This window comes from Achromobacter sp. ES-001 (assembly GCF_019448355.1).
Classification (GTDB): Bacteria; Pseudomonadota; Gammaproteobacteria; order Burkholderiales; family Burkholderiaceae_B; genus Achromobacter; species Achromobacter spanius_B.
Map to the genome: position 1 here is coordinate 5,048,681 of NZ_CP079940.1, position 17,989 is coordinate 5,066,669.

General features: G+C 64.9%; 13 protein-coding genes, 6 tRNA genes and 1 pseudogene. 18 read left to right on the forward strand and 2 right to left on the reverse strand.

Translation table 11 applies throughout. From position 1 onward, the window contains the following. Positions 1-49: 49 nt before the first annotated feature. The 4 genes from secD to KYT87_RS22990 all read left to right on the forward strand — a co-directional run bounded on the left by secD (position 50) and on the right by KYT87_RS22990 (position 4,638). A complete protein-coding gene (gene secD, locus KYT87_RS22975; RefSeq protein ID WP_046804351.1) occupies positions 50-1,930 on the forward strand; it encodes a protein translocase subunit SecD in 1,881 nt (626 codons plus the stop codon). Between the two features lie 54 nt (positions 1,931-1,984). Continuing rightward, positions 1,985-2,920 (forward strand): protein translocase subunit SecF, encoded by a 936-nt coding sequence (gene secF / locus KYT87_RS22980; RefSeq protein ID WP_046804350.1) that lies wholly within the window; start codon positions 1,985-1,987, stop codon positions 2,918-2,920. Positions 2,921-3,181: 261 nt separating this feature from the next. Beyond that, a complete protein-coding gene (locus KYT87_RS22985) occupies positions 3,182-3,859 on the forward strand; it encodes a VOC family protein (RefSeq protein ID WP_120156746.1) in 678 nt (225 codons plus the stop codon). Between the two features lie 35 nt (positions 3,860-3,894). After that, positions 3,895-4,638, forward strand: a complete 744-nt coding sequence (locus tag KYT87_RS22990) for an alanyl-tRNA editing protein (protein ID WP_219990916.1) — start codon at positions 3,895-3,897, stop codon at positions 4,636-4,638. 63 nt (positions 4,639-4,701) lie between these two features. Here KYT87_RS22990 and KYT87_RS22995 read toward each other — a convergent pair whose 3' ends face one another. Further along, positions 4,702-5,469 carry a phosphatase PAP2 family protein gene (locus tag KYT87_RS22995; protein ID WP_104145558.1) on the reverse strand — a complete coding sequence of 256 codons (768 nt, stop codon included), beginning with the start codon at positions 5,467-5,469 and terminating at the stop codon, positions 4,702-4,704. Positions 5,470-5,661: 192 nt separating this feature from the next. Here KYT87_RS22995 and miaB point away from each other — a divergent pair, with 192 nt between their 5' ends. The 5 genes from miaB to lnt all read left to right on the forward strand — a co-directional run bounded on the left by miaB (position 5,662) and on the right by lnt (position 11,339). Next, positions 5,662-7,116, forward strand: coding sequence for a tRNA (N6-isopentenyl adenosine(37)-C2)-methylthiotransferase MiaB (gene miaB / locus KYT87_RS23000; RefSeq protein WP_046805238.1), 1,455 nt, complete (start codon positions 5,662-5,664; stop codon positions 7,114-7,116). Further along, a complete protein-coding gene (locus KYT87_RS23005) occupies positions 7,113-8,138 on the forward strand; it encodes a PhoH family protein (RefSeq protein ID WP_104145559.1) in 1,026 nt (341 codons plus the stop codon). The genes miaB and KYT87_RS23005 overlap by 4 nt, the downstream gene beginning before the upstream one ends. Continuing rightward, positions 8,128-8,604 (forward strand): rRNA maturation RNase YbeY, encoded by a 477-nt coding sequence (gene ybeY / locus KYT87_RS23010; protein ID WP_046805236.1) that lies wholly within the window; start codon positions 8,128-8,130, stop codon positions 8,602-8,604. The genes KYT87_RS23005 and ybeY overlap by 11 nt, the downstream gene beginning before the upstream one ends. 216 nt (positions 8,605-8,820) lie before the next feature. Further along, complete coding sequence (locus tag KYT87_RS23015) at positions 8,821-9,711, forward strand: HlyC/CorC family transporter (RefSeq protein WP_046805235.1); 891 nt, start codon at positions 8,821-8,823, stop codon at positions 9,709-9,711. Then, entirely contained in the window at positions 9,708-11,339 is a 1,632-nt protein-coding gene (gene lnt, locus KYT87_RS23020) for an apolipoprotein N-acyltransferase (RefSeq protein ID WP_219990917.1), read from the forward strand. Before KYT87_RS23015 ends, lnt begins: the two co-directional genes overlap by 4 nt. 12 nt (positions 11,340-11,351) lie before the next feature. On the opposite strand, the gene KYT87_RS23025 is transcribed toward lnt, so the two are convergent. Beyond that, a complete protein-coding gene (locus KYT87_RS23025) occupies positions 11,352-12,407 on the reverse strand; it encodes an aldo/keto reductase (RefSeq protein ID WP_219990918.1) in 1,056 nt (351 codons plus the stop codon). A gap of 362 nt (positions 12,408-12,769) precedes the next feature. On the opposite strand from KYT87_RS23025, the gene KYT87_RS23030 reads away from it, so the two are divergent. The 9 genes and pseudogenes from KYT87_RS23030 to KYT87_RS23070 all read left to right on the forward strand — a co-directional run bounded on the left by KYT87_RS23030 (position 12,770) and on the right by KYT87_RS23070 (position 17,974). After that, positions 12,770-12,845, forward strand: a tRNA-Ala gene (locus tag KYT87_RS23030). A gap of 54 nt (positions 12,846-12,899) precedes the next feature. Beyond that, positions 12,900-12,975: transfer RNA gene (locus tag KYT87_RS23035), tRNA-Glu, on the forward strand. A 69-nt stretch (positions 12,976-13,044) separates the two neighbouring features. Beyond that, positions 13,045-13,121, forward strand: a tRNA-Asp gene (locus KYT87_RS23040). 104 nt (positions 13,122-13,225) lie between these two features. After that, positions 13,226-13,301, forward strand: a tRNA-Ala gene (locus KYT87_RS23045). Positions 13,302-13,354: 53 nt separating this feature from the next. Continuing rightward, positions 13,355-13,430: transfer RNA gene (locus KYT87_RS23050), tRNA-Glu, on the forward strand. A gap of 78 nt (positions 13,431-13,508) precedes the next feature. Then, positions 13,509-13,585: transfer RNA gene (locus KYT87_RS23055), tRNA-Asp, on the forward strand. A gap of 271 nt (positions 13,586-13,856) precedes the next feature. Then, positions 13,857-15,350, forward strand: coding sequence for a helix-turn-helix transcriptional regulator (locus KYT87_RS23060; protein WP_219990919.1), 1,494 nt, complete (start codon positions 13,857-13,859; stop codon positions 15,348-15,350). 366 nt (positions 15,351-15,716) lie between these two features. Beyond that, positions 15,717-16,703: pseudogene (gene bioB, locus KYT87_RS23065) on the forward strand (biotin synthase BioB); the annotation flags it as partial. 215 nt (positions 16,704-16,918) lie between these two features. Continuing rightward, positions 16,919-17,974, forward strand: coding sequence for an EamA family transporter (locus KYT87_RS23070; RefSeq protein ID WP_370638786.1), 1,056 nt, complete (start codon positions 16,919-16,921; stop codon positions 17,972-17,974). Positions 17,975-17,989: the final 15 nt, after the last annotated feature.

Below are 17,989 nucleotides of genomic sequence, written 5' to 3' on the forward strand. Positions count from 1 at the left end.
TTCATCGCCCGGGCGGCCCTTTTATCACCCTGACATGAAGTAGCCGGCAATGAACCGCTATCCCCTCTGGAAGTACATTACGGTCCTGATCGCGGTCATCATTGGCCTCTTGTACACGCTTCCGAATTTCTACGGCGAGTCGCCCGCGGTCCAGGTTTCCAGCGCCAAGGCCACCATCAAGGTGGACGCGGCGATGTTGAACCGGGTCGATCAAATCCTGACCGACGCCAAGATTCCGAACGAAGGCGTCTTCTACGAACAAAACGGCACGCTCGGCACCGTGCGCGCCCGTTTCCCCTCGACCGACCTGCAATTGCAGGCGCGCGACCTGCTCGACAAAACCCTGAACACCGTTGCCGGCGACCCGCACTACACCGTGGCGCTGAACCTGCTGCCCGCCTCGCCCGCCTGGATGCGCGCGATGGGCTGGTTCGCCCCCAAGCCCATGTACCTGGGCCTGGACTTGCGCGGTGGCGTGCACTTCCTGCTGCAAGTGGACATGCAAGGCGCGCTGACCGCCCGCTACGACTCCCTGGCCGCCGATGTGCGTTCCGTGCTGCGTGACCAAAAGGTCAACGTGGCCGGCGTCGAGCGCTCGGGCATGGGCGTTGCCGCCACGTTCGCCAACACCGACGACCGTGACCGCGCCATCGCCACCCTGCGCACCCGCCTGCCCGACCTGGAATTCACGGAACGCGAAGAAGGCGGCAAGCAAGTGCTGCTGGGCGCCCTGAACCCGGCCGCCGTCCAGCGCGTGCAGGATTCCGCGCTGAAGCAGAACATCAACACCCTGCACAACCGCATCAACGAACTGGGCGTGGCCGAACCGGTCATCCAGCAACAAGGCGCGGACCGCATCGTGGTGCAACTGCCCGGCGTGCAGGACGTGGCCAAGGCCAAGGAACTGCTGGGCCGCACCGCCACGCTGGAAATCCGCATGGTCGACGACACCCCCACCGCGCAAGCCGCGCTGCTGGGCGGCACCGTGCCCTTTGGCCTGGAACGCTACAACGACCGCGACGGCCGTCCGATCCTGGTTCGCCGCCAGGTCGTGCTGACGGGTGAAAACCTGCAAGACGCGCAGCCGGGCCGTGATTCGCAAACCCAGCAAGCCGCCGTCCACCTGACGCTGGATTCCAAGGGCGCGCGCATCTTCCGCGACGTCACGCGCGACAACATCGGCAAGCGCATGGCCATCCTGCTGTTTGAAAACGGCAAGGGCGAAGTGGTCACCGCGCCGGTCATCCGCAGCGAAATCGCGGGCGGCCAGGTGCAGATCTCGGGCAGCATGAGCTCCGAAGAAGCCGCCGACACCGCCCTGCTGCTGCGCGCCGGCGCGCTGGCCGCACCGATGTCGATCATCGAAGAACGCACCATCGGCCCGAGCCTGGGCGCCGACAACATCTCGAAGGGCTTCCATTCGACGCTGTACGGTTTCCTGGCCATCGCCGTCTTCATCATCCTGTACTACCACCTGTTCGGTGTGTTCTCCACGGTGGGCCTGACGCTGAACGTGCTGCTGCTTCTGGCGCTGCTGTCCATGCTGCAAGCCACGCTGACCTTGCCGGGTATTGCCGCTATCGCGCTAACGCTGGGCATGGCCATTGACTCGAACGTGCTGATCAACGAGCGGATACGGGAAGAACTGCGCGCCGGGGCAACCCCGCAGCAGGCCATCCACCAAGGTTTCGAACGCGCCTGGGGCACGATTCTTGACTCGAACCTCACGACGCTCATCGTCGGACTGGCGCTGCTGGCCTTCGGTTCGGGCCCGATCCGGGGCTTCGCGGTGGTGCACTGCCTGGGCATCCTGACGTCGATGTTCTCGTCGGTGGTGGGCGTGCGCGCCCTGGCCAACCTGTACTACGGCCGCAAGAAGAAGCTCTCTTCGATCTCCATCGGCGAGATCTGGAAACCGAAGGCAAACTGACAATAAGGCGGACGGCCCACAGCCGTCCGCCATAAAAAGAACCGAAGGCGAAAAATGGAATTTTTCCGTATTCACCGCACCATCCCGTTCATGCGCCATGCGTTGGTGCTGAACATCATCAGCCTCGTCACGTTCGCGCTGGCGATCTTCTTCATCGTCACGCGCGGCTTTCACCTGTCGATCGAGTTCACCGGCGGCACGGTCATGGAAGTCAACTACGCCCAGACGGCGCAGTTGGAAAACGTGCGCGGCGTGGTGTCCAAGCTGGGCTATTCCGACTTCCAGGTGCAGAACTTCGGCACCTCGCGCGACGTCATGATCCGCCTGCCGCTGCAGGAAGGCCAAACGTCGGCCACGCAAAGCGAAAGCGTGCTGGCCGCGCTGAAAACGGCCGATTCCAGCGTCGAACTGCGCCGCGTGGAATTCGTCGGGCCGCAGGTGGGCCAGGAACTGCTGCACAACGGCTTGATGGCCCTGCTGGTCGTGGTCATCGGCATCATGGTGTACCTGGGCTTTCGCTTCGAATGGAAGTTCGCCGTCGCCGGCGTGATCGCAAACCTGCACGACGTGGTGATCATCCTGGGCTTCTTCGCGTTCTTCCAATGGGAGTTCTCGCTGGCGGTGCTGGCGGGGGTGCTGGCCGTGCTGGGTTACTCCGTGAACGAATCGGTCGTCATCATGGACCGTATCCGCGAGAACTTCCGCAAGTACCGCAAGGCAGACGTCACCGAAGTCATCAACAGCGCCATCACCCAGACCATTTCGCGAACCATCATCACCCACGGTTCGACGCAGATGATGGTGCTGGCCATGCTGTTCTTCGGCGGCCCCAGCCTGCACTACTTCGCCATGGCGCTGACCATCGGCATCTGGTTCGGCATCTATTCGTCGGTGTTCGTCGCCGCCGCGCTGGCCATGTGGATGGGCGTCAAGCGCGAAGACCTGATCAAGCCGGTCAAGAAGGAAGGCGAAGAAGGCGAAGTCGCCTGATTCCCGCCCGCTGACCCCCCATCCCGATCCCGGCCCCGATCCCGGTCGGGCTGCAAACAAAAACCCGTCGCATGCGCGACGGGTTTTTGCTTTTGGGGCGGCGTGCAAGGCACGTCGACAATGCGCGGCCGCTACGAATAGCCGCGTTGGCCCCAAGTGCTTACCTTCGCCGTTCTCGCCGCGGGGCGTATTGACGGTTATATCCGAACAGATATATTCATGCGGGTACGAATCCGCCGGCATTCGCTACCATAGGTCCCCATGAAACTCACCATTGATCATCTCGTCATCGCCGCGGCGGACCTTGCCAGCGGTACGGAATATGTCGCCGGGCTGCTGGGCATCGCGCCACAAGGTGGCGGCGCGCATCCGCGCATGGGCACCCACAACCGCGTGCTGGGCATGGCGGGCGGCATGTATCTGGAGGTCATCGCCATTGACCCGGACGCGCCCGCACCCGAGCGGCCGCGCTGGTTCGGGCTGGACCAGGGCGACATGCGCGCGCGCTTGCAACAGGGCCCTTTCCTGGCGCATTGGGCCGCGCGCGTTCAAGCGCCGCTGGACCTGACGCGCATGCAGGCCGAACACCCCGAACGTATCGCCCCCGTCATCCCCATGACGCGCGGTGATCTGCGCTGGCGCTTGACGGTGCCGGACGACGGCAGCCTGCCGGCGTGGCGCGAAGCGGGTCACACGGCCGGCGACGGCTTGCTGCCTACGCTGATCCAATGGGATGTGGACGCCTACCCTGGCGTCAGCCTGCCGCCGCAACCGTTGACGCTGGTGCGCCTGACGGGATGCCACCCGCAGGCCGGCCTGCTGCGCCAGGGGCTGACCTGGATGGGTGCGGACACCCTGATCGACCTGGAACAAACCGACGGGCAGCCGCGCCTGACCGCGCTGATCGACACGCCGCAAGGGCAGAAGACCCTGGCGTAACCGCCCGCACATCGCATTCAAACCGGAGACCCCGCATGACAGCCACAGCTACCGCCACAGCCACAGCCACCCGCAAACGTTTCGACGACGAACCCTATCTGGACCAATGCCAGGCCACCATCACAGCCGTCAGCCCCGAAGGCGTCGAGCTGGACGAGACCGTTTGCTATGCGCGTAGCGGCGGACAGGCGGGGGACAGCGGCACGCTGACGCTGACGGACGGGCGCGTGCTGACGTTGGCGGACACGGTCTACGCGGACGACCGCCAGCGCATCCTGCACGTGCTGAGCCTGGCCGACGGCGACGCGCCCCCGCAAGTGGGCGACCGCGTCACCGTGGCCATCGACTGGCCGCGCCGCCATCGCCTGATGCGGCTGCACACCTGTCTGCACCTGCTTGGCGCGCTGGTGCCCGCCCCCGTGACCGGATGCAGCATCTCGGCCGACTCCGCCCGCATCGATTTCGACCTGCCCGAATCCACCCTGGAAAAGGCCGAGCTGACCGAGCGCCTGAATGCGCTGATCAACCGTGGCCTGGACGTCACCGTCACCGGCATCACCCCGGAAGAACTGGCCGCGCAGCCCGACCTGGTGCGCACGGTGGGCGCGGCGCCCCCGACGGGCACGGCCAAGATCCGCATTGTGGATATCCCCGGGGTGGATCGCCAGCCCTGTGGCGGCACCCACGTGCGCAACACCGGCGAAATCGGCGCGGTGGCCATCGCCAAGATCGAAAAGAAAAGCCGCACGAATCGACGCGTGGTCGTCAACTTTGCATAAGCGATGCGCGATAAAAAAAGGGCCGCGATGTTATCGCGGCCCTTGTTTGACGAGCGCCAGGGTTCAAGCTTTCTTCCACCAACGCCAAGGCGCGCGCAGCGGCCATTGATACTGGCTGCCCAACACGCGGGGCGCCAGCAGATGTCCTACCAGCACCGCGATGCCGGCCGCAGTCATCACGTCGGAAAGGTAGTGGTCCAGGTTGACCAGCCGGCTCATCGCCACCAACGCGGCCAGCAGCAGAAACACCACGCGCCAGCGCGGCGCGAGGATGCTCAGCACCACGGCCACGGCAAAGGCCGCATAGGTGTGGCTGGACGGAAACGAATTGAACTGCTGCGCGCGTGAAAACGATTCGCCCAGCCCGTAGATGCCCTTTTCGAAGAACAACTCGGGACGCGCGCGCGCCACCGACCGCTTGAGCAACAACACGACCACCCCGCCCACGGCCATGGTCGACAGCATCAGCAAGCTGCCGCGCGCCATGCTGGAATAGCTCATGCGCAGCGGGTTGCGCCAGCCACGCGCCAGGCCGATCAAGCCCACCACGTAGAAAGCCAGCGCCACGCCGATATACGGGCCGCTTTCGCCCAATTCGCCCACCCATTCAAAAGATTCGTTCACGCCGGCCGACACCGACTGCTTGATCCAGATGGCCAGGGGCAAGTCCACCCAGCGCGCACTCGCGCCGGCCAGCAACGCCAGGGCCGCGGCCAGCAACAGCCAGGTCGTCCAGGAAAATGGGTTGCGAATCTGGTTTTGCACGGAGGGGCCGGGCGCGGCAGGGGGCACGGAGGCGGCGGCCTGGGGCGTCAGGGGGTTCGGTGTCATCGGTGCCGCTTACGGGAAAAGAGGAACGCTTAAGGGGAAACAGGAATATTACTTGCGGCGGGAATCGAGCCGGCTCGCTATCGTAACGGCGACCTACCCACGGGGCCAAGAAACAATTTTCCGGCAAAGGTTAAAATTCCGCCTTTCCACCCCTTTCAGCCCCCGGGATCTACACCCGTCACGGCGACACTCATGCAAGCTACCTCCCTCAAGCGCGCCAACGCGCCCAGCGCCGGCGATTCCGCCGCCGCCGCCCTTCCGGACACTGCCGCCGCCGACGCGGGCACCGGTTCCCCCCGCAAGCTGTACATCCGCACCTTTGGCTGCCAGATGAACGAGTACGACTCGGACAAGATGGCCGACGTGCTGCGCGGCGACCAGGGCCTGGAGCTGACCGACAACCCGGAAGAAGCCGACGTCATCCTGTTCAACACCTGTTCGGTGCGCGAAAAGGCGCAGGAAAAAGTGTTCTCGGACCTGGGCCGGGTGCAGCACCTGAAAAAGACCAATCCCAACCTGGTGATCGGCGTGGGCGGTTGCGTGGCCAGCCAGGAAGGCGCGGCCATCGTCAAGCGCGCGCCCTATGTCGACGTGGTGTTCGGCCCGCAGACGCTGCACCGCCTGCCCGACCTGATCGCGCGCCGCCGCGCCGAGGGCCGGTCGCAAGTGGACATCAGCTTTCCGGAAATCGAAAAGTTCGACAACATGCCGCCCCCGCGCGTGGACGGCGCCACGGCGTTCGTGTCCATCATGGAAGGCTGTAGCAAATACTGTAGTTTCTGCGTCGTGCCGTACACGCGCGGCGAGGAAGTGTCGCGCCCCTTCGAGGACGTGCTGATCGAAGTGGCCGACCTGGCCGATCAGGGCGTGAAGGAAGTGACCCTGCTGGGCCAGAACGTGAACGCGTACCGCGGCAAGATGGAAGGCTCGGACGAGATCGCCGACTTTGCCATGCTGCTGGAATACGTGCACGAAATCCCGGGCATCGAACGCATCCGCTACACCACGTCGCACCCCAAGGAAATGACCCAGCGCATGGTGGACGCCTACGCCCGCCTGCCCAAACTGGTGTCCTTCCTGCACCTGCCCGTGCAAGCCGGCAGCGACCGCGTGCTGGCCGGCATGAAGCGCGGCTACACCACGCTGGAATTCAAGTCGGTGGTGCGGCGCCTGCGCGCGGCCCGCCCCGACCTGACGCTGTCGTCCGACTTCATCGTGGGCTTTCCCGGCGAAACGGAAGAAGACTTCGAAAAAACCATGAAGCTGATCGAAGACGTCGGCTTCGACACCTCGTTCTCGTTCGTGTATTCGCGCCGGCCGGGCACGCCCGCCGCCGACCTCACGGACGACACGCCGCAAGACGTCAAGCTGCGCCGCTTGCAGCGCCTGCAAGCGCTGATCAACGAGCAGGCGGCCACCATCGCCCGCAACATGGTCGGCACCCGCCAGCGGCTGCTGGTGGAAGGCCCCTCGCGCCGCGACCCCAACGAACTGATGGGCCGCACCGAGAACAACCGCATTGTGAACTTCGCCGCGCCCGCGCGGCTCATCGGACAAATGGTCGACGTCATCATCACCGAAGCGCACACCAATTCGTTGCGCGCCCGGGTGGCCGATGTGGACCGCGTTCCCCAAGAGGCCGAATGACCACTCCCCGTTCCCGCGCCCGTCGCAGCATGCCCGCCGTCGTCAACCTGGACGGCGACAACACCCACCTGGCCAATCTGTGCGGCCCCCTGGACGAGAACCTGCGCCAGCTGGCCGACGGCATGGGCGTGAAGCTGTCGCGTCGCGGCAGCCGCGTCACCATCGAAGGCGAACGCGCCGAATTGGCCGGCCGGGTCTTGCGACGCTTTCACGAACAAGCCGTGCACCGCGCCCTGTCGGTCGATGACATCCAGCTGGGCCTGGTGGAAATCGGCGTTGGACGCCAGGAAGACAAGCCGCAGGAAGCCCAGGTGCGCGAGGCCGATGCCTTGCCGGCCCTGGACGACGACAGCGACAGCATCGCGCTGCGCACCAAGCGCAGTGACCTGCGCCCGCGCACGCCGCGCCAGCGCGACTACCTGAACAACATCCTGAAGCACGACATCACGTTCGGCGTCGGGCCCGCCGGCACGGGCAAGACCTGGCTGGCGGTGGCTTGCGCCATCGACGCCATGGAACGCGATACGGTGCAGCGGCTGGTGCTGACGCGCCCGGCCGTCGAAGCCGGCGAGCGCCTGGGCTTTCTGCCCGGCGATCTGGCCCAGAAGGTTGACCCGTATCTGCGCCCGCTGTACGACGCGCTGTACGACCTGATGGGCTTTGAAAAGGTGCAGCGCCTGTTCGAAAAGCAGACCATCGAAATCGCGCCGCTGGCCTATATGCGCGGCCGCACGCTGAACCACGCGTTCGTCATCCTGGACGAAGCGCAGAACACCACGCCGGAACAGATGAAGATGTTCCTGACTCGGATCGGTTTCGGCAGCAAGGCCGTCATCACCGGCGACCCGTCGCAGGTGGACCTGCCGCGCGGTCAGGACAGCGGCCTGGCCCATGCGGTCAAGGTGCTGGAAGACGTTCAGGGCATCGCCACTACCCGCTTCACCAGCCGCGATGTCGTGCGCCACCCGCTGGTGGCCCGCATCGTCGACGCCTATGATCGCGCCTCTGAAAATGAAGCCTGATCTGTCCCTGTCCGTGCAGTACGGGGTCGAGGAAGCCCGCCTGCCCCGCTGGCGCCTGCGCCGGTGGGCCGAGCGTGCGCTGGCGGCGGCGGCCGAAGACGGGCTGGTGGATTTTTCGGCTGCGGAACTCAGCCTGCGCCTGGTCGGCGCGGCCGAGGGCCGGCGCCTGAACCGCGATTTCCGCGAACGCGACTACGCCACCAATGTGCTCACCTTCGAGTACGGCGTGGACCCGTTGGGTGTGGCGCGCGGCGATATCGTGATGTGTGTGCCGGTGCTGGTGCGCGAGGCGCGCGAACAGCGCAAACCGCTGCTGGAGCACGCCGCGCACCTGACGATTCACGGCGTGCTGCATGCGCTGGGCTACGACCACATCAAGGCGCGCGACGCCAAACGCATGGAAGCCCTGGAAACGGCCACGCTGGCGCAGATGGGCATTGCCGATCCGTACGTGGCGGCCGACTAGGCAGGCCCGGCAGGCCGTGGCCACCCGAGCGTCGAACGCCGCCGTGCGTTCGGGCATGCCGCTTGCGGCCCCTCGGGTCAACCCCTAGCCTCTGGCGAAAAATGGCGTCAAGCAACGCGCAGATGTCGTCGTTTGCCCGCATTTTCAGGGCCGTCGTTACAAAACCCACGCCAGTTTCGGTTATGCTGGCCCCTCCATAACTTGTCCTCCCGGACGATGTCTGACCCTTACCCTGCTCCTGAAGCGACCTCTGCTCGCTCATCCAAACCCGCCACCAAATCCCTTCTAGACCGCCTGCTTTCCCTTGTGCGCCGAGAGCCCGAGGACCGCGAAGGCATCAAGGCCATTCTGGAAGCTGCCCACGACCGCAACCTGCTGGATGCGGAGTCCTACAAGATGATCAAGGGCGCGCTGGCCGTGTCCGAAGGCACCGTCGGCGACATCATGGTTCCACGCTCGCGCATGGACCTGCTGGACGTCACGCAGCCCATCCCGTACCTGGTGGCCTCCGTCATTGAAACCGCGCACTCGCGGTTCCCGGTGTACGAGGGTGATCGCGACAACATCATCGGCATCCTGCTGGCCAAGGACTTGCTGCGCTGCATGCTGGAACCCGGCATCGAACTGCGCACCCTGGTCCGCCCCGCCGTGTTCATCCCCGAGTCCAAGCGCTTGAATGTGCTGCTGCACGAATTTCGCGCCAGCCGGAACCACCAGGCCATCGTCATTGACGAGCATGGCGGCATTTCCGGGCTGGTCACGATGGAAGACGTGCTGGAACAGATCGTCGGCGACATCGAAGACGAATTCGACGAAACCGAAGAAGACGAGATCTTCCCCGAAGGCGAAAACCAGTGGCGCGTCATGGCGGCCACCGACATCTCGCACTTCAACGAGGTCTTCGGCTGCCAGTTGCCTGACGACGAATACGACAGCGTGGGCGGCTGGATGGGGGGCCAGCTGGGCCGCATTCCGCGCCGTGGCGACGTAGCCGAATTCGACGGCCTGCGCCTGGAAGTGGCTCGCGGTGACGCCCGCCGCGCCATCTGGTTGCGCGTCAAGCGCAACGTGCCTGCTCAATCCTCCCGCCCCAACGACGACGCATGAGCCGTACCCCGCGCAGCATCCTCCTGCGCGGCGCCGCCGGCTTGACGCTGGCGGGCGCCGTGCACGCCCTGACCTTCGCTCCCGGCCCGCTGCCGGATTGGGCGCTGGCCATCACGCAGATACTGATGCTGGCCATCGCGGCGCGCGTCACGTTGACCGCGCCGTCGGCCACGCAAGCCTGGCTGCGCGCTTGGCTATTCGGCTTTGCCACCTACGCGGTGGGCCTGTATTGGCTGTTCATCAGCATGCATCGCTACGGCGATCTGGCCGCGCCGCTGGCCGTGGCCGGCGTGTTGGCCCTGTCCGCCTTCCTGGCGCTGTTCCCCGCCACCGCCAGTGCGCTGACGCGCCGCTACGTTCCGCTGACGGCGGGCGCCACGCCGCTGGGCAGGCTGTCATCCACGCTGGCCTGGGCCGCCCTGTGGGCCGCCTTCGAATGGCTGCGCGCGGTTTTGCTGACCGGCTTCCCGTGGCTGAACATCGGCTACGCGCAGGTGGACAGCCCGATTGCGGGATGGGCGCCCATTCTAGGCGTGCACGGTATGGCTTTCGTGGCTGCGTTCGCGGCCGCCGCCATCGCCAGCCTGTGGCAGCCGTCCCGCAAAAAGGCCATGGACTCGCGCCAGGCCCTGGCGGCGGGCGTCGCGGTGGCGCTGGCCGCCGTGGGTTGGCCGCTGTCGCGCATCGATTGGTCTTCGCCCACGGGTGACCCGCTTAACGTCAGGCTGATCCAGGGCAACATCGAGCAATCGCAAAAGTTCGACCCCGCGCTGCTGGAACAAAGCCTGGTGCGCCATCTGGAAATGACCGCGTTGCCGCCCGCGCCCGGCGTGCCGGCGCCGCAGCTTGTGATTCTTCCCGAAACCGTGATGCCGGTTTTCCAGGACCAGCTGGATCCGCGCATTTGGGACGCCTGGCGTGGCGTGGCCGCGCGCGGCAACATGACGATTGCGATGGGCGTGCCGCTGCATGATCGCGTCAATGGTCGCGACCGCTACACCAACAGCGTGGTGGGATTCGACGGCAACACGCCGGTCCAGCAACTGCTGACCGGCAGCACGGCCATGCGTTACGACAAGCGCCATCTGGTGCCATGGGGCGAATACGTGCCGCCCGGCTTTCACTGGTTTGTCGACATGCTGAACATCCCGCTGGGCGATTTCGATCGCGGCGCGCCGCGTCAGACGCCGTTCGCGGTGGGCGGCCAGCACATCGCGTTCAACATCTGCTACGAAGACCTGTTCGGCCCCGACCTCTTGCCCGCGCTACAGCCGGGCGCCAATGGCGAGCCGGGCGCAACCATCCTGGTCAACGTCAGCAACCTGGGCTGGTTCGGCAATTCGTGGGCGTTGCGCCAGCACTTGCAGATCGGCCGCCTGCGCACGATGGAAACCGCTCGGCCCATGCTGACGGCCACCAATACCGGCATTACCGCCGCGATCGACGCCAAGGGCCACGTGGCGGCGCAGCTTGCGCCGTTGCAGCCCGGCGTGCTGCCGGTATCGGTGCAAGGCATGACAGGGCTGACCCCGTATGCGCGCTTTGGCGACAAACTGGCTTTGGCCTTGATGGGCCTGATTCTTATCGCGGCCATCGGCGGCCACCGCAAGGCCCGGCCCGCCAACTGATCGCTGGTTTTCCTAGGTGAACAGGTTTTCAGGCAACCTGCCGCTGTCTTGCGGCGGGCGCACGGGCCCCTCGCCCGCCCCCGTCAGCTCAATGGCCTCGGCGATGGCGTCCAAGTCGTCGCTATCCAATTCCAGTGCGGCCGCGCCCAGCAGACCATTGACCTGCGCGGCACTGCGCGCGCCGACGATGGCGCCGGTAACGCCCGGCCATGCCAACGTCCACGCCGCGGCGACCGCGGCCACCGTCGTGCCGTGGTGTTCCGCGATGGGTTTCATCGCATCCGCCAGCGCCAGGTTGCGGGCAAGGTTCGGCGGCGCGAATTCGGCATTGCGCGCGCGCCAATCGTCCGGCGGCAACGCCCGGGCACGTTCGGCGGTAAACGCGCCCGTCAGCAGCCCGGACTGCATGGGGCTGTAGACGATCACGCCCACGTCATGCTGCGCGCACCAGGGAATAAGGTCGGCCGCCGCGCCACGCTGGATCGCCGAAAAAGGCGGTTGCAGGCAATCCACATGGCCCAGCGCCTGGGCATCCTGCAACTGCGCCAGATTGTGGTTCGACAGGCCAATGGCGCCAACCTTGCCTTCCTGCTTGAGGTTCAGCAGTTCCTGCCAATAGGTTTCGAGCGGCGTGCCGTCGCCGGCCGGCCAGTGCATTTGATAAAGGTCGATGCGCTCGACGCCAAGCCGGCGCAGCGACCCTTCGATTTCGCGGCGAATGCTGGCCGGTGCGCCGGTACGGCGCGGCATCGCTTGCGGATTATCGGTGGACCAGGTCAGCCCGCATTTGGTGAACACATAGGGCCGATCGCCGGGCGCCATCTGCGCCAGCGCGCGACGCACGACGTCCTCGGAGTGACCCAGACCGTACACCGCCGCCGTATCGATCCAGTTGATGCCCCGGTCCACGGCCAGGCGAATCGCGGCGATGGAATCGGCGTCGTCTTGCGGCCCCCACCCCACCGCCCAGCCGTTGCCGCCGATAGCCCAGGCGCCCAATCCGATACGCGTGATGTGCATGCCGCTGCGGCCCAGGGGCCGGGTGGGAAACGAAGTCTTTGTGCTCATGCCGGAATTCTCAGGTTGTCGCGCGGCTTTTTTTACGCGCAAGCCACAGGATGTCGAAAATTTTTTATCGCCCACGATAGCATCCGCACAAGCCTTTGATTTTTCTGGAATCCACGCGCTGGCACCCGGTCTTGGATGGTCTGATTTCGCTCACAAAATAAGCAGAAAAAGGCATCCCACCCCTATTTTTTTTGTCGTTTTATGGTTTTTGCCCGCGATCGACTTGCACACCCGATTTTGTTCGTGCATAATCTCGTTTCTTCGCCAACGGCACTAAACAAAACCGGCAACGAACTACGAAAAAGCGCACAATAAAACGTGTGTTTTTACCGTAAAACGTAGCAGGAATTGATTAGAGAAACGGGGGTATAGCTCAGCTGGGAGAGCGCTTGCATGGCATGCAAGAGGTCAGCGGTTCGATCCCGCTTACCTCCACCAGTCAACAGCGAAGAATGTAGTTGCAGTACCAGTTATGCAGTACAGCAAGTCCAAGTCCCCTTCGTCTAGAGGCCTAGGACATCACCCTTTCACGGTGAGTACAGGGGTTCGAATCCCCTAGGGGACGCCAGTTCACTGGCAGCAGTAAAGAAGTAGATAAGTGCAGTTGAAGTGACAAAGTAGTTGAGTAAGCCGCTGCGGAGCGGTAGTTCAGTTGGTTAGAATACCGGCCTGTCACGCCGGGGGTCGCGGGTTCGAGCCCCGTCCGCTCCGCCAAAAGCTCTCGCTCTGAGTCTTTCAAGAGCTCCGTCTTCGGGGCTTTTTGCTTTTATAGAGTGTGAGACCTTGTTGTTTGAAGTTTGGAACATCAGGGCGCCCTGGGGGGTATAGCTCAGCTGGGAGAGCGCTTGCATGGCATGCAAGAGGTCAGCGGTTCGATCCCGCTTACCTCCACCAGCACGCAGTACCGCAGTACCGTAGTAAAGTTGTTTGCAGTTCTGTTAGTTCAGGTCCCCTTCGTCTAGAGGCCTAGGACATCACCCTTTCACGGTGAGTACAGGGGTTCGAATCCCCTAGGGGACGCCAGATTTCTGGCACGTAGTACAAGCTGCCTTGACACCGCAGTGTAGTGATGAAGTTTGATGTTGTTGAGTAAGCCGCTGCGGAGCGGTAGTTCAGTTGGTTAGAATACCGGCCTGTCACGCCGGGGGTCGCGGGTTCGAGCCCCGTCCGCTCCGCCAAGCACTTTGGTGCTTGCCAGCATGCAGCTTGAAAGATCGCACGAGCGATCCTCGCAATACCCACTATCGCAATACGCATCGTCGCAGTACACATTGAAGCTCCGGATTCCGGGGCTTTTTGCATTTCAGCGCCCGCATTGTCCGCGCGTTATTTTGTGCGTTCTCCCCTCCTTTTACCCCGCCGCTAAGACTCGTCCGTTTTGCTGTCTGGACAGCTTTGCCGCGCCCCTGCATCCTGTGGGCTCACGCCACGCGAACCGAAGAGGCCTACGTGACCGCAAACGCCGCCGCGCCACACGCGCATCGCCAACACCTGCAAGCCATCATCGCGGGTTTGAATGAAGGCATCATCCTGCTTGAACCCGACGGCTCAATTGCATGGGCCAATAACAGCGCACTTGAATTACACGGCGTCGACAATCTTGAAGCGTTGGGCGGCACGCCCGCCGGCTACCGCAAGCGCTACACGCTGACCTACCGCAACCATCACCGCGTACCCGCGCGCCAATATCCGCTGGACCGCCTGGCCGCTGAAGAAACGTTTGACGATCTGCTGCTGGACCTGAGCCGCAAGGATGACGAAGAGTTCCTGCGCAACGTGCGCGCACGCGGCTTGAACCTGGAAGGCGACAAAGGCGCTGACTATCGCGTGCTGATCCTGCACGACCAGACCGAGCAGATCAACGCCGAAGAACGCTTCGAACGCACCTTCGGCGCGAATCCGGCGCCCGCCCTCATTTGCCGGCTTTCCGACCTGCGCTACGTCAAGGTCAACCAGGGCTTTCTGGAAATGACGGGCTACACGCGTGAGACCGTGCTGGGCAAGTCCGCGTACGAGCTGGATGTGCTGGACGGCGGCGACGACAAAGAACAGGCCGTGGCCAATCTGAACGAAGGCAAGACCATTACACAGCGCGAAGGCGTCGTGAAGCTGGCGGACGGCGGCGCCAAATTCGTGATGGTCGCCGGCCAACCGATCGACATGCAGGACGAACCCTGCATGCTGTTCACCTTCATCGACCTGGAAGCGCGCAAACGCACCGAGATGGCGCTGCGCGAAAGCGAAGAGCGCTTTTCCAAGGCGTTCAAGCTGGCGCCCGTGCCGATGGCCGTATGCGAAGGCGATACGCTGCGCGTGCTGGATATCAACGACGCCTTTGCAGCGGTAACCGGCGCATCGCCCGAAGACAGCGTGGGCGCGGCCTTGACCGACGTAGGCCTGCAACCCTACGAAGGCATGGCCGCCAGCCTGAAGCGCGGCGAAAGCGCGCGCAACCGCGAAGCCACGCTGGCCACACAGGATGGCGGCGCGCTTGATTGCCTGGTGTCGGCCGAGCCCGTGATGATCGGCGGGCAACGCCGACTGCTGATCGTGATGCAGGACATCACCGAACGCAAACGCTCCGAGATCGAACTGCTGGCCGCGATCGAAGCGGTGATGCAGGACACGTCGTGGTTCAGCCGGGGCATCATCGAAAAGCTGGCGCAGTTGCGCCAGCCCGCGCCGGCCTCGCGCGATGTGGCGGAACTGGCGCAACTGACCACGCGCGAACGCGAAGTGCTGGGCCTGCTCTGCCAGGGCCACGACGACGACGGCATCGCCAAGGCGTTGAAGCTGTCGCGCAATACGGTGCGCAATCATGTGGCCACGATCTACAGCAAGATCGGCGTGCACCGTCGTAGCGCGGCGATTGTCTGGGCGCGCGATCGAGGGATCACGGGCCACGAGTCCGCGCGGGCGCGTGACAAGCCGGCTAAGGAGTGATCGCGACGGGGTGATCGCAACGGGGTCATCGCAACGGGGTCGTCGCAACGGGATCGTCGCAACGGGGTGATCCGGCAAAGTGACCGCCGCGCAATAGTGCCGTCCCGGCGCCGCCGGCTACGCCCGGAATTTACAATTAGAATCAAAATATTGAGGGGGTCGGCGTCGACGAAGATGCCATCGCGTTAGACCGCGCCGCACGGTTAAATCTTCTATTCGCGGCGAACATGCGTCGAAGTGGCCCGCATTTTCGTGCAGTGGGCCTGCATTGCGCAAACCCTGCGCAGGTTCTTACGATCCGCCGATCCCGCCCTTGCCTCGCCAGGCAAGCGGCGTGGTTTTCGATAGATCGATTGGAGCCCGCCCTTGCAGACCGCCTACATCCCCGTCCCGCAAACGACCCGCAACCGAGCCGCCCCGGCCTGGACCCCCGACGGCATCCTGGCGCTGTACGCGATGCCGTTCATCGACTTGATGCACCGCGCCCAGCAGGTCCATCGTGCGCACTTCGACCCGAATGCCGTGCAGCTGTCCAGCCTGCTGTCGATCAAAACCGGTGGCTGCCCGGAGGATTGCGCGTACTGCCCGCAGTCGTCGCACTACGACACCGGGCTGGATGCCGACAAGCTGATGCCGCTGGATGAAGTGGTGGCCGCCGCGAAGGCCGCGCAGGCAGGCGGGGCGCAACGCTTTTGCATGGGCGCGGCCTGGCGCAGCCCGAAGCCGCACCATCTGGAAGCCGTGGCGCGGATGGTCAGCGCGGTGAAGTCCTTGGGGCTGGAAACCTGCGTCACGCTGGGCATGCTGCGCGACGGCCAGGCCGAGCAGCTCAAGGACGCCGGTCTGGACTACTACAACCACAATCTGGACACGTCGCCGGAGTTCTACGGCAAGATCATTTCCACCCGTACCTACCAGGACCGCCTGGATACGCTGGCGCGCGTGCGCGAGGCCGGCATCAGCGTGTGCTGCGGCGGCATTGTGGGCATGGGGGAATCGCGGCGGGAACGCGCCGGTTTGATCGCGCAACTGGCCAACATGGAGCCCTATCCGGAGTCGGTGCCAATCAACAACCTGGTCCAGGTGGAAGGCACGCCGCTGGCCAAGGTCGAGCCGCTGGACCCGTTCGAGTTCGTGCGCACGATCGCCGTGGCGCGCATCACGATGCCGCGCGCGGCCGTACGCTTGTCGGCCGGACGCGAAACCATGGACGACGCCATGCAGGCGCTGTGCTTCATGGCGGGCGCCAATTCGATGTTCTATGGCGACGCGCTGCTGACCACCGCCAACCCGCAGATGCAGGCCGACCAGCGCCTGCTGCAACGGCTGGGCATGCACGTGGAGCCGGCGCCGCACCATGCCGCGCCGGAGTTCTCGGGCGCGGGGCATTCCTCCTACGGACATGCCTCCTACGGACATGCCGCCTCCGGACTTGCCCCGTCGGCACAGGCCGCCGCCGCACTCACCGCCTCGGCACTTTCCGCTTCCCCCGAGCCGGCCGCGGAGCTTTCCGCCCCCCCTCGAGCCAGTTCTGACCAACCCTGCGCAGAAGGCGGCACGACATGCCGTTGACCCCTGGCGTTCTTTACCTGTTGGCAAGCGTGACGTGCAGCGTCACAGTAGCCGTGCTGCTCAAGTTGGCGCGCCGCTACGACGTGGACGTGCGGCAGGCGATTGCCATGAACTACGCCGTGGCCGCCCTGCTTTGCTGGGCCGTGCTGAAACCGAACCCTGCCGCGCTGTTCACGCCGAGCACGCCGTGGGCCGTTCTGGCCGCGCTTGGGGTGCTGTTGCCCAGCGTGTTCCTGGCAATGGCGGAGGCGGTGCGCCACGCCGGCATCGTGCGCAGCGACGCGGCGCAGCGCCTGTCGCTGTTCATCCCGCTGCTGGCCGCGTTCCTGTTGTTTGGCGAACCCGTCAATGGCCGCAAGCTGGCGGCGGTCCTGCTGGCGTTTGCCGCGCTGGCATGCTTGCTTCTGCGGCCGGCGCGCTGGGCGTCGGCAGGCGGTGCTGCGCGCACCGCCGGGACCGCCGCGACTGCCGCCGCGACTGCCGCCACGACTGCCGCCACGAACGCCGCCACCACCGCCACCACAACCGTCGCCACAACCGCCGCCGCCGCCGCCACCACGACCGCCGCCACAACCAACGCCCCCACCAACGCCGCCACCAACGCCACCAACGCCACCAACGCCGCCGCCTCTGAACGTGGCATCTGGCTGTGGCCGCTGGCGGTGTGGGCGGGATACGGGGTGATCGATATCCTGTTCAAGCAGGTGGCGCGCGCCGGCACCGCGTTTGCCGGCGGGCTGCTGTTGGCCTTCGTGCTGGCGGGCGTGTTGATGTTGGCGTATCTGCTGGCGCGCCGGGTGCGTTGGCAGCCGCGCCATCTGCTGGCGGGCGCGGCGCTGGGCGTGGCCAATTTTGGCAACATCCTGACCTACATCCGCGCGCACCAGTCCTTGCCTGAACATCCGGCGCTGGTGTTTGCGTCGATGAACATGGGCGTGATCACGCTGGGGACGCTGGTGGGCGCGTTAGTGTTTCGTGAGCCGCTGACCCGGATCAACGCGCTGGGTATCGCGCTGGCGCTGGGCGCGATCGTCGTGATGGCGCCCTGGTAATCCCCGCCGCGCGAT